A 14307-nucleotide genomic window follows, 5' to 3' on the forward strand; every position below is an offset into this window, starting at 1 on the left:
ATCTTTCCCAAAATATCCCCGCCGGAGGCTCCCACAGCGCCACGGGCATGGAGGTCGGGCATGAGCACACGCCTGCAAACCGGCGGCCGCCTGCTCGATCGGGGCCGCCGCGAAAGCTTCACCTTCAACGGCCGCCGCCTGACCGGCTACGCTGGGGATACGCTGGCCTCGGCGCTGCTGGCCAATGACCGGATGCTGGTCGGTCGTTCCTTCAAATACCATCGCCCGCGCGGGCTGGTCGCCTCGGGCGCGGAAGAGCCGAACGCGCTGGTCGGGCTGGGGCGGGGCGGGCGGTTCGAGCCGAACCAGCGCGCCACCACCACCGAGCTTTTCGGCGGGCTGCAGGCCGAAAGCCAGAACCACTGGCCCAGCCTCGAGTTCGATATCGGCGCCGTGAACGGGCGGCTCGCGCGGGTCCTGCCGGCGGGGTTCTACTACAAGACCTTCATCCACCCGCGCCCGCTGTGGAAACATGTCTACGAGCCGTTCATCCGCAAATCCGCCGGGCTGGGCAAACCGCCGCAGGATCGCGATGCCGACCGGTATGAGCATTTTCACGTCTTCGCCGACGTGCTGATCATCGGCGGCGGCATTGCCGGGCTGCAGGCGGCGCTGGCGGCGGGGCGGGCCGGGGCCCGCGTGCTGGTGATCGAACAGACCGCCCATTGGGGTGGCCGCGCGCCCGTTGACGGGGTGCGGATCGGCGGAGCGCCCGCCGAGGAGTGGATCGCCCGGGCCGTGGCCCGGCTCGAGGCGATGGAAAACGTCACCCTGCACCGCCGCACCATGGGCGCGGGGGTCTATGACCATGGCTATGCGCTGGGCTATGAGCGTGTCACCGATCACGCGCCGGAAACCGATGCGCCGCGCCACCGGCTGTGGAAAATCCGCGCCCGGCAGATCATCTCCGCCACCGGTGCGATCGAGCGTCCGCTGTCCTTTGCCGGCAACGACGTGCCGGGGGTGATGCTGGCCTCTGCGATCCGCGATTACGTGGTCAACTGGGCCGTGTCCCCCGGCGACCGCACCGTGGTGGTGACGAACAACGATGATGCCTATCGCACCGCGATCTGCCTGAAGCAGGCGGGGCTGGAAGTGCCGGTGATCGTCGATGCGCGGCCCCGGGCGGAGGGCGCCCTGCCCGAGGCCGCGCGGGCGCTGGGCATCCGCGTCGAAACCGGCCGGGGCATTGCCATGGTCATGGGCGGCAAGCGGGTCACCGGCGTCGCGCTCTGCGCCCAGGCGGGCGAGGGCGCGGTGCTCGAGCAACTGCCCTGCGATGCGGTGGCGATGTCCGGTGGCTGGTCGCCGGTGGTGCATCTGTGGTCGCATTGCGGTGGCAAGCTGCTGTGGGACGATGCGCAGGCGATGTTCCGCCCCGACGTGGCGCGCGCGCCCACTTCGCATGATGGCGCGCCCTTCGTGAGTGCCGCCGGTGCCGCCAATGGCGCGCTGCGGGCCGCAGAGACTCTGGCCGATGGCGATGCCGCGGGCCGGGCGGCGGTGCGGGCGCTGGGGCTGCGCGCGCCGGGCGGGGCCGCGGATCGGGCGGAGGCGCCGGACGAGGCGCCGCTGTTGCCGGTCTGGATGATGCCGCAGGGCGCGGGCGAGGCGCTGCGCATGAAGATGTGGCTGGACTATCAGAATGATGTGAAGGTTTCCGATCTGCAGCTTGCCGCGCGGGAAGGCTATGAAAGCGTCGAACATGCCAAGCGCTACACGACGCTGGGCATGGCCACGGATCAGGGAAAACTGAGCAATATAAATGGGTTAGGTGTTCTTTCTGATGCGATGGGTGAGGATGTGCCGCGGCTGGGCACCACCACATTCCGCCCGCCCTATACGCCCATATCCATGGGCGCCATCGCGGGTGAGGCGCGGGGCGGGCTGTTTCAGCCGTTGCGCCGCGGCCCGATCCAGCGCTGGCATGAAGACAATGGCGCCACGTTCGAACCCGTGGGCCAGTGGCGGCGGCCCTATTGCTATCCCCGTGGCGATGAAACCCGCGCCGAGGCGGTAACGCGAGAGGTGAGGAACACACGGCAAGCCATTGGTTTGCTTGATGCATCGACGCTTGGGAAAATTCTGGTCAAGGGGCCGGACGCGGGCCGGTTTCTGGATCTGCTCTATACCAACATGATGTCTTCGCTGACGCCGGGGCGCTGCCGTTACGGGCTGATGTGCAGTGAAAACGGCTTTCTGATGGATGACGGCGTGGTGGCCCGGATCGACGATCAGACCTTCCTGTGCCACACCACCACCGGCGGCGCCGATCGCATCCATGCGCATATGGAGGAATGGCTGCAGACCGAATGGTGGGACATGCAGGTTCATACCGCCAATCTGACGGAGCAATTCGCGCAGATCGCGGTGGTTGGCCCCAACGCCCGCGCGCTGCTGGAAACGCTGGGCGGCATGGATGTCAGCCGCGAGGCGCTGCCCTTCATGGGCTGGGCCGACGGGCGGATCGGTGGCATCCCGGCACGTGTCTTCCGCATCTCCTTCTCGGGCGAGCTTTCCTATGAGGTGGCGGTGCCGGCCGGCCATGGCCTCGCGTTCTGGGAGGCATGCGTGGCGGCCGGGCAGGCGTTCGGCCTGATGCCCTATGGCACCGAGGCGCTGCATGTGATGCGGGCGGAAAAGGGGTTCATCATGATCGGCGACGAAACCGATGGCACCGTCATTCCGCAAGACCTTGGGCTTGGCTGGGCGGTGTCGAAGAAGAAGGCCGATTTCATCGGCAAGCGCGCGCAGGAGCGCGCCCATATGACCGACCCGGAACGCTGGAAGCTGGTGGGGCTGGAAACCATCGATGGTTCGGTCCTGCCCGATGGCGCCTATGCGGTGGCCGAAGGGCGGAATGCCAACGGGCAGCGCAATGTGCAGGGGCATGTCACCTCGGCCTATTTCTCGCCCACGCTGGGGCGGGGCATTGCCCTGGGGCTGGTGCGGAACGGCCCCGACCGGATGGGAGAGGTGATCAGCTTTGCCACCATCGATGGCGGGCTGATCGGCGCGCGGATCGTGGATCCGGTGTTTTATGACAAGGACGGGGAGAAGCAGGATGTCTGATCCGGTCAGCGCCCTGAACGGCGCCGCCTATGACGGGGTTGTCCGCGTCGAGGAACTGGGGCTGCGCGGAATGATCACGCTGCGCGGCGATCACGCCTCTGTCGCGGTCAAGAATGCGGCGACAGGGGTGGCGGGGGTGGATTTTCCGGATGCGCTGGCCTGCGACACGGTGGGCGAGCGCGGGCTGGCCTGGATGTCGCCCGACGAGCTGCTGGTGCTGGTGCCCTATGCCGAGGCCGACAGGGCCGTTGCCGCCATGCAGGCCGAACTGGCGGGCACGCACAGCCTGGTCGTGAATGTCTCTGACGCGCGCGCGATGTTCCGCATCAGCGGGCCCGCCGCGCGCGAGGTGCTGGCCAAGCTGTGCCCGGTGGATCTGTCGCCCGGCGCCTTCGGCCCCGGCGATTTTCGCCGGACCCGCGCCGCGCAGGTGCCGGTGGCCTTCTGGATGCAGGCCGATGACGCCTTCGCGCTGATCTGCTTCCGCTCGGTCGCGGGCTATGTCTTCGACCTGCTGAAAACCGCCGCCCGGCCGGGCGGAGAGATCGGGTATTTCCCCGCCGGGGCTTGACCTTCGGCCGCGCAGGGCTCCATCTACGGGAGGAGATTTTTGCACCAACCAAGAGGGGCTGACCAATGGCTTTTGAACTTCCCGACCTTCCCTATGCTCACGACGCGCTGGCTGAGGGCGGCATGTCGAAAGAGACGCTGGAGTATCACCACGACCTGCACCACAAGGCCTATGTCGACAATGGCAACAAGCTGGTCGCCGGGTCCGAGTGGGAGGGCAAGACCCTCGAAGAGATCATCAAGGGCACCTATCAGGCCGGCGCCGTGGCGCAGAACGGCATTTTCAACAATGCCTCGCAGCACTGGAACCACATGCAGTTCTGGGAAATGATGGGCCCGGGCAAGGGCGCGATGCCCGGTGAGCTGGAATCCCGCATTGTGGATGCCTTTGGTTCCGTCGATACGTTCAAGCAGGAGTTTTCGGCGGCGGGCGCGGGGCAGTTCGGCTCTGGCTGGTGCTGGCTGGTGGTCGATACCGACGGCACGCTGAAAGTGACCAAGACCGAAAACGGCGTGAACCCGCTGTGTTTCGACCAGACCGCGCTTCTGGGTTGCGATGTGTGGGAGCATTCCTACTACATCGATTTCCGCAACAAGCGCCCGGCCTACCTGACCAACTTCCTGGACAATCTGGTGAACTGGGAAAACGTGGCGGAGCGTCTGGCCTCCGCCTGATCCGCGATGCCGGGTCTGATCCGATCGTGGCCGCCCCTTGAGGGGCGGCCATTTCTGTTGCCGATTGGCGCATCCGGCCGGCGGGCCGCTGTTGAAGGAACGCAGGATGGGAGAGGCGGGCAAGGGGTTTCTGGCGATGGCGGCGGCCAGCGCGGTCTGGGGGGTGTCGTCGGTTTACTACAAGCTGCTGGCCGATGTGCCGCCGCTCGAGGTGCTCAGCCACCGGACCATCTGGTCACTGGTGTTCTTCGGCGTGGTGCTCTCGTTTCAGGGGCGGCTGGGGCAGGTGATCCGGCTGCTGCGCGACTGGCGCCTGCTGGGGCTTGTGGCGCTGGCGTCGGTGATGATTTCGGTCAACTGGTTTTTCTTCATCTATTCGGTGCAGGTGGGGCGGGCGGTACAGGCCAGCCTTGGCTATTACATCTTCCCGCTGGTCGCGGTGATGCTCGGGTTCGTGTTGTTGCGCGAGCGTCTGTCGGCGGTGCACTGGCTGGCGGTCGGGCTGGCCGGGATCGCCGTGGGCGGGCTGACGCTGGGGCTGGGGGTGGCGCCGTGGATCTCGCTCATTCTGGCGTTGAGTTTCGGCTTTTACGGTCTGCTCAAGAAGAACATGCCGGCCGGGCCGGTGGTATCGGTCACGGTTGAGGTTCTGCTGTTGTCGCCGCTTGCGCTGCTTTGGCTGGTCGGCGTGCATCAGTGGGGCTGGACCGGGCTGGTCGGGCGCAATCTGGGCGCCTTCGGTCATGATCTGCGCCACAGCCTGCTGCTGATGGGGGCGGGGCCGCTGACCGCCGGGCCGCTGATCCTGTTCTCTTATGCGTCAAAGCGGATCAGCATGGCGACGGTGGGGCTGGTGCAATATGTCAACCCGACGCTGCAGTTTCTGGTGGCGACGCTGATTTTCCGCGAACCGCTGACGCGCTGGCACGTTGCGGCCTTTGTGCTGATCTGGAGCGCGCTGGCGCTATATTCGTGGGAAAGCCTGCGTCAGGACAGGGCGGAGCGCAGGGCGAGGGTCAGCGCCGGAACCGACGGCACGACGGTGACATAATCCTTCAGGCTGGCTTCGGCGAAGCCTTCGCCGATGAAATGGTCGATCAGCGTGACGAGCGGATCCCAGAAGCCTTCGGTATTGAGCAGGAATATCGGCTTTTCATGCAGCGCAAGCTGGCGCCAGGTGAGTACCTCGAAGAATTCATCCAGCGAGCCGGCGCCGCCCGGCAGCACCACGATGGCGTCGGAATTCATGTACATCACCTTTTTGCGCTCGTGCATGTTTTCGGTGATGATGAAGGTGGAAAGATCGCGTTTGCCGACCTCGCGGTCGAACAGGTGCACGGGGATCACGCCGAAGGTGGTGCCGCCCTCGGCCTGCGCGCTGCGCGCGACCCGGCCCATCAGCCCGACGTCGCCCGCGCCGTAGACCAGGCGCCAGCCTTCGGCGGCAATGGCCTTGCCGGTGGTCTCTGCCGCATCGGCATAGGCCTGGCGCCCGCCATCGCGTGAGCCGCAAAAGACACAGATTGAGCGTTGGGTTTGTGTCATGGGCGCCTCGGACCTTGGGTTCTGGACCCGTGATAGCGGGGTTGCTATGGTCTCGCAAGCGTGGCCGATGGGGATGGGCCGTGCGGGGGATAAGGTTGATGTCACTCTGGGAAAATCTCGGGGCGCCGGGACGCGGTGCCGTTGTCGGGCTCGCGGTGGTTGCCGCGGCGGGGGCCGGTTTCGTGATCTATGAATACGGGCGCCGGGCAGAGCCTGTCGCCTTGGCGCCGGAACCGGGCCCGGCCGCCGCGATCTCGCCTGTTTCGCCGCAAACGGGCGCGAAAGATGCCGAAAACGCCGGTGCCGACCCCGTGGCCGCGCCGCAGCCGCCCAGCTTTGATGTGGTCCGGGTAGAACCTTCGGGCAGCACGATTGTCGCCGGTGCCGCGGCACCGGGCGCCGAGGTGCGGGTGCTGGTCGATGGCGCCGAGGCGGCCACGATCCGCTCCGACCAGAGGGGACAGTTTGTCGCGTTCCTGGACATCGCGCCCAGCCCGTTCCCGCGCCTTCTGTCGCTGGAGATGGACACGGGCGACGGGGGGGAGATCCCTTCGGTTGCCGTGGTGATCCTGGAGCCCGCATCCGGGCCGGAGGCCGGGCAGGTGGCCGAGGCTGTTCCGGCCGCCGAGCCGGTCGTGACGGCGGATGCCGACACGCCGCCGCCGCTGGCGGAGGGCGAAGCCCCGCGGGCGGCCGCGGCCGATACCTCCGCCGCGCCCGTGGAAACCGCGGCACTGGCCCCCGATCTGCCGGGCCGGCCCGCAGCGGAGCCCGCGCCCGAACCGGTGGCGGCGGGCACCGCGCCCGCATCCGCAGACGCGCCAGACGCCAGCCCGGCCCCGGCGGGCGATGTGGCGGCCTCTGCCAGCGTCGATCCCGATCCGGCCCCCGCCGCCGGCGTGCAACCGCCAGCGCCCGCTGCCCCCGCCGTGCTTCTGGCCGACGATCAGGGCGTGCGGATCCTGCAGCCGCGCGCGACGCAATCGGCGCCCGAACTGGGCCAGACCGTGGTGATCGCGGCGATTTCCTATCGCGCTGACGGCGCGGTCATCCTGTCGGGGCGGGGCAAGCCGGAGGGTTTCGTCCGGCTCTACCTGAACAACGGCGCCATCGGTTCGGCCACCGCCGATGGCGGCGGCAGTTGGAACGCCACGCTGGAAGGGGTCGCGCCGGGGATCTACACGCTGCGCGCCGATCAGGTGGATGCGGCGGGCAAGGTGACGGCGCGGTTCGAGACGCCGTTCAAGCGCGAGGCGCCCGAAGAGCTGGCCGCCGCCAGCGCCCTGCGCGCCCATGCCACCGGTGCGGGGATTTCGGCGGTGACGGTGCAGCCGGGCTTTACCCTCTGGGGCATCGCGCGTGAGAATTACGGTGACGGGCTGCTTTACGTGAAGGTCTACGAGGCCAACCGGGATCAGATCCGCGACCCCGATCTGATCTACCCCGGCCAGGTGTTCGAGGTGCCTGAGGCAGAGTAACCCTCTGGCCTTTTCGGGCTGCGTCCCATAGGGTCGCGCCGCTCTTGAAGGAAGAAGGTTCCGCCGATGTCCCCCAGACCCACCACCGCAGATTTAGGCAAGCTGGAACGCGGCAGCGCAATGCGGACGATCCGCAAGGTCGGCCCCTATCTTTGGCCCGACGGCCAGCCCTGGGTGAAGCGGCGGGTGCTGCTGGCGATGCTGGCGCTGGTGGTGGCCAAGCTGGTGTCGGTCGGCACCCCGTTCCTGTACAAGGCCGCCGTGGATAGGCTGGCCGGCGAGGGGCAATCGGCCGCCTGGATGCTCGGGGCGGGGGCGATCGGCCTGACCGTGGCCTACGGCGTGGCCAAGGTGCTGACGGTGGGGTTTCAGCAGATTCGGGATGCGGTGTTTGCCAAGGTGGCGCAGCGTGCCCTGCGCACCCTGGCGCTGGAGACGTTCACCCACATTCACGAACTTTCGATGCGCTATCACATCACGCGCAAGACCGGCGGGCTGAGCCGGATCATAGAGCGCGGCGTGAAGGGGGTGGAGTTCCTGCTGCGCTTCCTGCTGTTCAGCGTCGGGCCGCTGGTGCTGGAACTGCTGATGGTCGCGGCCATCTTCTACGTGGTGTTCGATGTCTGGTATCTGGCCATCGTGGTGGTGACCATCGCGCTGTATGTGCAGTTCACCTTCAAGGTGACCGAATGGCGCGTGAAGATCCGCAAGGAGATGAACGATCAGGACACCGACGCCAACCAGAAAGCCATCGACAGCCTTCTGAATTTCGAAACCGTCAAGTATTTCGGCGCCGAAGCGCGCGAGGCCGCCCGCTATGACCGCGCCATGGCGGGCTATGAGGCGGCGGCGATCAAGACCAACTATTCGCTGGCCTTTCTGAACTTCGGCCAGTCCTTCCTGATCACGCTGGGCCTGATCGGGGTGATGGTTCTGGCCGCGATGGGGGTGCAGGATGGCCGCCTGACGGTGGGCGATTTCGTGATGGTCAACGCCTACATGATGCAGATCACCATGCCGCTGAACTTTCTGGGCACGGTCTATCGCGAAATCCGGCAGAGCCTGGTGGACATGGGCCAGATGTTCGATCTTCTCGAACAGCCCGCCGAGGTGAAGGACAAGCCCGGCGCGCCGGCGCTGAAGGTCGAGGGCGGCTCGGTCGAGCTGCGCGATGTGTTCTTCGGCTATGATGCGTCGCGGCCGATCCTGAAAGGCGTCAGCCTGAAGGTGCCGGCGGGCGCATCGGTGGCGCTGGTCGGCCCGTCGGGATCGGGCAAATCCACCATCGGGCGGCTGTTGTTCCGGTTCTACGATGTCAACGGCGGGGCGCTTCTGATCGACGGGCAGGATGTGCGCGACGTGACCCAGGTGAGCCTGCATGCCGCCATCGGTGTGGTGCCGCAGGACACGGTGCTGTTCAACGACACGATCTATTACAACATCGCCTATGGCCGCCCCGACGCCAGCCGGGCCGAGGTCGAGGCCGCCGCGAAGGCGGCCAAGATCCACGAGTTCATCACCCGGCTGCCCGATGGCTATGAGACCCCGGTGGGCGAGCGTGGGCTGAAGCTTTCGGGCGGCGAGAAACAGCGCGTGGGCATCGCCCGGACGCTGCTGAAGAACCCGCCGATCCTGCTGCTCGACGAGGCGACATCGGCGCTGGACAGCGAGACGGAGCGCGACATTCAGGACGAGCTGAAGGCGATGGGCGTCGGTCGCACGGTGCTGAGCATCGCGCATCGTCTCTCGACCATCGTGGATTCCGACGAGATCATCGTGCTGGAACATGGCGTGATCGTCGAGCGTGGCCGGCACGAGGCACTGCTGGCGCGCGGCGGGCGCTATGCCGCGATGTGGCAGCGCCAGCAGGCCGAGGAACAGGAGGGCGAGGCGGCCTGACCGGCCACGCCCGCCGTCACTCGGCGGCGCGCAGCGGATTGCCGGGTTTTACCGGGCTATCCGCGTCATCCTGCGCGCCGGACAGGGCTTTCTTGACATCGCTCGGATCGAGCGGGCGCCGGGGGCCGGTATCGCCCTCCTGCCGGGGCGGATCGGCGGGCGCGTCGTTCCAGATGATCTCGGGCGATTTCACCTTGCGCGCGGCCCGGTTCAGCGCCAGATCGCGCGCGGCCCGGCTTTCGCCGCCCAGCGACATTGCCCGAAGGCCCGCGGCCGAGCGATAGGCGCCGGCCACGAACCAGACCCGCAGCGCCAGCAGGGCGGGGGTAACCACCAGCGTCAGCAGCGTGGCGATGCCCAGCCCGAAGACAACGGCGGTGGCAAGCTGTTTCCACCACAGCGCGGTGGGCGAATCGATCGAATAGCCGCCATTGATGAAATCGAAGCTGAGCCCGAACATCATCGAGGCAAGGCCCGCCATTGTCGTTATCGTGGTCAGCAGCACGGGGCGGATGCGCTGTTCGGCGGTGCGCACGATGGCCTCGATCCGGGGCATGAACCGGCTGAATTCCTGATAGGTATCGATCAGCACGATGTTGTTGTTCACCACGATCCCCGCCAGCGCGACAACGCCGGTGCCGGTCATGATGATCGAAAACGCCTGATCCATCACCAGCATCCCGATCAGCACGCCGGTGGTGGAGAGCACCACCGCCAGCAGCACCAGAACGGAGTTGTAGAAGCTGTTGAACTGCGCCAGCAGGATGATGAACATCAGCCCCAGCGCGCCCAGGAATGCCTGGGAAAGAAAGGCCTGACTTTCGGCCTGATCCTCCTGATCGCCGGTCCATTCCCATTCGATGCCGGCGGGCAGGGGGTTTTCCTGCTCCAGCCAGCCCGTCAGCAGGGCGATACGTTCGGTCGGGGTAAGGGGGGCGCCTTCGGCACTGGTCAGGCCGGGGGCCACGGCGGCCTTCACGTCGAAATGGCGGGTGCCGTCGACGCGGGTGATGCGGCCCAGCTTGGCCACCGGCGCGCGGGTGACGAAGTTGGACAGGGGCACCAGCCCGTCGGCGGTGCGCACCTTCAGGCTGTCGAGGGTAGAGAGCAGGCGATCGGTTTCGGGCAGGCGCACCCGGATCTCGATCTCTTCGTCGGAAGAGGGCACGCGCATCGTGTCGAGCAGCAGGCCACGGGTGACGAGCTGCACCATGCCGCCCACCGTCACCACATCGGCGCCGTAGCGCCCGGCCTGCTCCACATCCACGTCGATCTGCCAGTCGATGCCGGGAAGCGGCAGGGTATCCTCGACATCGGTCAGCCCCCGGGTCTGTTCGAACCGCGTGCGGACACGGGTCGTGGCCGCCACCAGATCGTCCCAGTTGTCACCCTTCAGGCGCAGATGCAGCGGCTTGGCCGAGGCCGGGCCGCGTGATTGCGAGAGGATCTCGGTCTTGATGCCGGGCAGGCCCGCAAGCTGCGCCTCGATGTCGTCCAGCACCAGATCGCCGTCCAGATCGGGGTGATCCTTGCGGTCGGCCCAGGGCAGAAGTTCGATCTGCACCTGCCCGATCGTGTCGAGCGGCGGCTGGGCGCCGCCGGTGTTCTGGTTCAGCCCGCCGTTGCCGGCGAAGGCAAACACGCTGTCGACGGCGGGATTGCGCAGCACCGCCGCCTCCACCCGCCGCACCATCCTGTCCTTCTGCTCCAGAGACAGGTTGCCGCGCGCGCGCACGTAGACGATGGCCTGTTCCGGTTCGAACTCGGTGAAGAATTCGACACCGTTGTTGTGCTTGCCATAGAAACCGAACACCGCAACGACGAACCCCACCACGGCAACCACCGTGACCACCGGCATGATCGGGTTGCCCGCGATCAGCTTGATGACCCGGCCAAAGAGTGTGCGGCGGTATCCGGCGCGGATGCGCCCGGCGCCCGGATCGAGCCGCGCCGCCATCAGCGCGACGGAACTCAACAGCGCCGACGCGGTGAAGAGAATGGCGCCGGGCAGCAGATCCAGCGGCGGCGGTATCGGGCTGGCCCCGCCGAACAGATAACCCGGGTTCAGCACCTGCATCGCGCCCAGGAACATCAGGTAGAGCGCCACCGGCACCAGCGCCGCCCGCGCCGCCCAGGGCAGGCGCTTCAGCCCGCCCGCAAGCCGCGCCAGCAGGCGCGACACCCGGCCCGAAACACCGCCCATGACCGGCAGGAAAACCAGCGCCACGACCAGCGAGGCCGAGAGCACGAAGATCAGCGTCACCGGGAACATGCCCATGAATTCGCCCACCACGCCGGGCCAGAACAGCATCGGCAGAAAGGCGCAGAGCGTGGTGGCGGTGGAACTGACGATCGGCCAGAACATACGCTTGGCGGCCTCGGTGAAGGCCGCCATGGGCCCCGCGCCCTCGGCGATGCGCCGGTCGGCATATTCCACCACCACGATGGCACTATCGACCAGCATGCCAACAGCCAGGATCAGGCCGAACATGACGATGTTGGAAATCGCCACATCCATGATCCCCAGCAGCACGAAGCACAGCAGGAACGAGGTCGGGATGGCAAAGCCCACCAGCAACGCCGAGCGGGTGCCCAGAAAGGCCAGCATCGCAATCATCACCAGCGCGATCGCCGTCAGCACCGATCCCTGAAGCTGTTCGACCATCGATGCCACCGTGCGCGACTGATCCAGCGCGGTGCCCACCGAGACTGCGTTGCGCAGATCCTCGGGCCAGCCCGCGCGGGCCTCCTCGACGGTTTCGCGCACCAGATCGGCGGTGCCGATGATGTTGAACCCCTTGCGCTTGACCACCTGCAGGGCCACCGTCGTCTCGCCGTTGTAGCGGGCGGTGCCGGTGCGGTCCTCGAAGGTCAGGCGGATGTCGGCCAGATCGCCCAGCGTCACCACGCGGTCGCCGTTGGTCTTGACCGGCAGGTCGTAGACATCGAGCGGCCCGTCGAACGAACTGGGGATCTTGACCGAGAACGTGCCCGTCGCGCTCTCGATCTCGCCGGCGGCGATCAGCTGGTTGTTGTTGACCACCACGTTGATCAGCTCGGCCGCGGTGACGTTATAGGCCTCCAGCCGAAGCGGGTCGATCACCACCTCCAGCATCTCGTCGCGGTGACCGGCCAGGCCGGCCTCCAGCACCGGGTCCAGCGCCTCGATGCGATCCTGCAGATCCTTGGCCACCCGCAGCAGCGTACGCTCGGGCACCCTGCCGGACAGGTGTACGACGATGATCGGAAACTCCGAGAAATTGATCTCGGTCAGCGTGTATTTCTCGGCCCCGGCGGGGAAATCCGCCTCGGCGGTGTTCATCGCGTCGCGGATGTCGGCGATGATCTTGGACTTGTCCCAGCCGAATTCGAATTCCAGCGCGATGCCGGCGTAGTTCTCTTCAGCGGTGGCGCTCATGGTTTTCAGGCCGTCGAGATCCGAAAATTCGGATTCCATCGGCTTGATGATCAGCTTTTCGGCATCCGAGGCCGAAATGCCGGGAAAGGGGACCGACACGAAGATCGCCGGGATCTCGATATCCGGCTCGCCCTCTTTCGGCAGGCCGGTATAGGCCAGCGTACCGGCAAGCACCGACAGCATGACGAGCGCCAGCACCATGCGCGCATGGGCGGCGGCCCAGTCGACGATGCCGGTCATTCGGCCGCCTCCTCGAAGCGGGCACGCACGGGCACGCCGTCGGTCACGTATTCCTGCCCGATGATGATCACATCGGCCGCTTCGGGCAGGCCGGTCAGCCAGACGCCGTCCACCGTGTCGCGCATCACCGTGACCGGGCGAAAGGTGGCGCGGCTGTCGGCGTCGATCAGGCGCACGCCGATGCGGCCGTCATCATCCAGCGTCAGCGCCGATTGCGGCATCAGATGGGCCGGGGTGCTGCCCGACGCGATGATCATCTCGACGGTCTGGCCATCGCGGATCGTCAGGTCGGGATTGGCGATCTCCACCTCTACCCGGAAGGTGCGGGTGGCGGCGTCGGCCGACCGGCTGAGAAAGGTCACGCGCCCCTCGACAGGGCGGCCGGTGGCCAGCCGGGCCCCGGCGCGGGCCCCGACCGAAACCTTCTCGACCTCGGTTTCCGGCACGAACCCGACCAGCTTGATCGGGTCGAGCTGGATCACCGTGGCGCAGAGCGATCCCGGCTGCAGCAGTGCGCCCAGTTCCGCGCTGTCGGATTCCAGCAGCCCGCTGAACGGGGCGGCGATGGTCAGGCGCGCGATTTCCTGCTGCGCGACGGCGCGCGCGGCCTGGGCGACGCTGATCGCCGCGCGGGCGGCATCCAGCCCCGAATTCGCCGATTCAACCCCGGCCTTGCGCGACGAGACCCCCGCCGCGGTCGAGGCGACGCGGGTTTCCGATGCATAGCCTTCCTGGTTCAGGCGCACGGCGGCGCGATCGTTGATCTCGGCCTCGCTCAGCAGGGCCTGGGCCTCGGACAGGCGGGCCTGAGCTTCGGGCAGGCGGGCGTTGGCCTCGGCAAGCTGCGCCTCGGCCTGGGCCAGCGCGGCCAGCCGGGTGCCGGCATCGATCGTGCAGACCGGCTGGCCCTCGGACACGAAGGCGCCCTTGCGCAGCGGGGCGGAATTGACGCGGCCCGACGTTTCGGCGCGGGCCTCGACCATGCGCGCCGCCTCGGTCCGTCCGCGCACCAGAACGATGTCTTCCACCGGCTGCGCCAGCGAATGCAGGGCCACCACGGAAACCCGAAGGTCTTCGGGCGCCGCGTCGGGCCCGGCGGCGGCCTGTTCGGGCACCGGGGCGGTTTCGGGGGCGGGGGGTTCGCGCCCGGCAAATTCAAGAACGCGCTCGCGTTCGGCGATCATCAGATAAAGCGCGACGACGACAAGGCAGGCGGTAATGATGGAAACGATCCGCATGTAATCCTCAAAATCCCCTTCGTGGCCGGAAAATGCGGCGCGGGCCGGTCGCAAAGCCGTTCCGGGGCGGCACCAGACGTCGCGGAACCGGCGGGTTCAGGGTAGGCACTTCCGCCCCATGGCGCAACCGTCGCTGATTTAACGGAAGGGCGGGGCTTTGCAACCGCAACGG

At 67.2% G+C, this 14307-nt stretch carries 9 protein-coding genes; 6 read left to right on the plus strand and 3 right to left on the minus strand.

The window, feature by feature from the left end; translation table 11 throughout:
• Positions 1-60 precede the first annotated feature (60 nt).
• From GGR17_RS08440 to rarD, 4 genes are all read left to right on the plus strand, one after another.
• Positions 61-3072 (plus strand): sarcosine oxidase subunit alpha family protein, encoded by a 3012-nt coding sequence (locus GGR17_RS08440; RefSeq protein WP_054538635.1) that lies wholly within the window; start codon positions 61-63, stop codon positions 3070-3072.
• Entirely contained in the window at positions 3065-3643 is a 579-nt protein-coding gene (locus GGR17_RS08445; RefSeq protein WP_054538636.1) for a sarcosine oxidase subunit gamma, read from the plus strand. The genes GGR17_RS08440 and GGR17_RS08445 overlap by 8 nt, the downstream gene beginning before the upstream one ends.
• 65 nt (positions 3644-3708) lie before the next feature.
• Positions 3709-4317: a superoxide dismutase gene (locus tag GGR17_RS08450; RefSeq protein WP_037211476.1), complete on the plus strand. Its 609-nt coding sequence runs from the start codon at positions 3709-3711 to the stop codon at positions 4315-4317.
• 91 nt (positions 4318-4408) lie between these two features.
• Positions 4409-5368, plus strand: a complete 960-nt coding sequence (rarD, locus tag GGR17_RS08455) for an EamA family transporter RarD (protein ID WP_328705644.1) — start codon at positions 4409-4411, stop codon at positions 5366-5368.
• Here the strand turns inward: rarD and GGR17_RS08460 are convergent.
• The gene (locus tag GGR17_RS08460) at positions 5305-5862 is read right to left on the minus strand and encodes an LOG family protein (protein ID WP_054538638.1); all 558 of its coding nucleotides are present in this window, start codon (positions 5860-5862) and stop codon (positions 5305-5307) included. The two genes, rarD and GGR17_RS08460, sit on opposite strands and share 64 nt — an antisense overlap.
• Before the next feature lie 98 nt (positions 5863-5960).
• Here GGR17_RS08460 and GGR17_RS08465 point away from each other — a divergent pair, with 98 nt between their 5' ends.
• Both GGR17_RS08465 and GGR17_RS08470 read left to right on the plus strand, forming a co-directional pair.
• Positions 5961-7340, plus strand: coding sequence for a LysM peptidoglycan-binding domain-containing protein (locus tag GGR17_RS08465; protein WP_054538639.1), 1380 nt, complete (start codon positions 5961-5963; stop codon positions 7338-7340).
• Between the two features lie 66 nt (positions 7341-7406).
• Positions 7407-9239 carry an ABCB family ABC transporter ATP-binding protein/permease gene (locus tag GGR17_RS08470; protein ID WP_054538640.1) on the plus strand — a complete coding sequence of 611 codons (1833 nt, stop codon included), beginning with the start codon at positions 7407-7409 and terminating at the stop codon, positions 9237-9239.
• A 16-nt stretch (positions 9240-9255) separates the two neighbouring features.
• Here the strand turns inward: GGR17_RS08470 and GGR17_RS08475 are convergent, their stop codons facing one another.
• The gene (locus GGR17_RS08475) at positions 9256-12897 is read right to left on the minus strand and encodes an efflux RND transporter permease subunit (RefSeq protein ID WP_082386571.1); all 3642 of its coding nucleotides are present in this window, start codon (positions 12895-12897) and stop codon (positions 9256-9258) included.
• Entirely contained in the window at positions 12894-14135 is a 1242-nt protein-coding gene (locus GGR17_RS08480; protein ID WP_054538641.1) for an efflux RND transporter periplasmic adaptor subunit, read from the minus strand. Before GGR17_RS08480 ends, GGR17_RS08475 begins: the two co-directional genes overlap by 4 nt.
• Positions 14136-14307 lie beyond the last annotated feature (172 nt).

Origin of the sequence: Actibacterium naphthalenivorans, assembly GCF_014196965.1 — a bacterium.
GTDB lineage: Bacteria > Pseudomonadota > Alphaproteobacteria > Rhodobacterales > Rhodobacteraceae > Actibacterium_A > Actibacterium_A naphthalenivorans.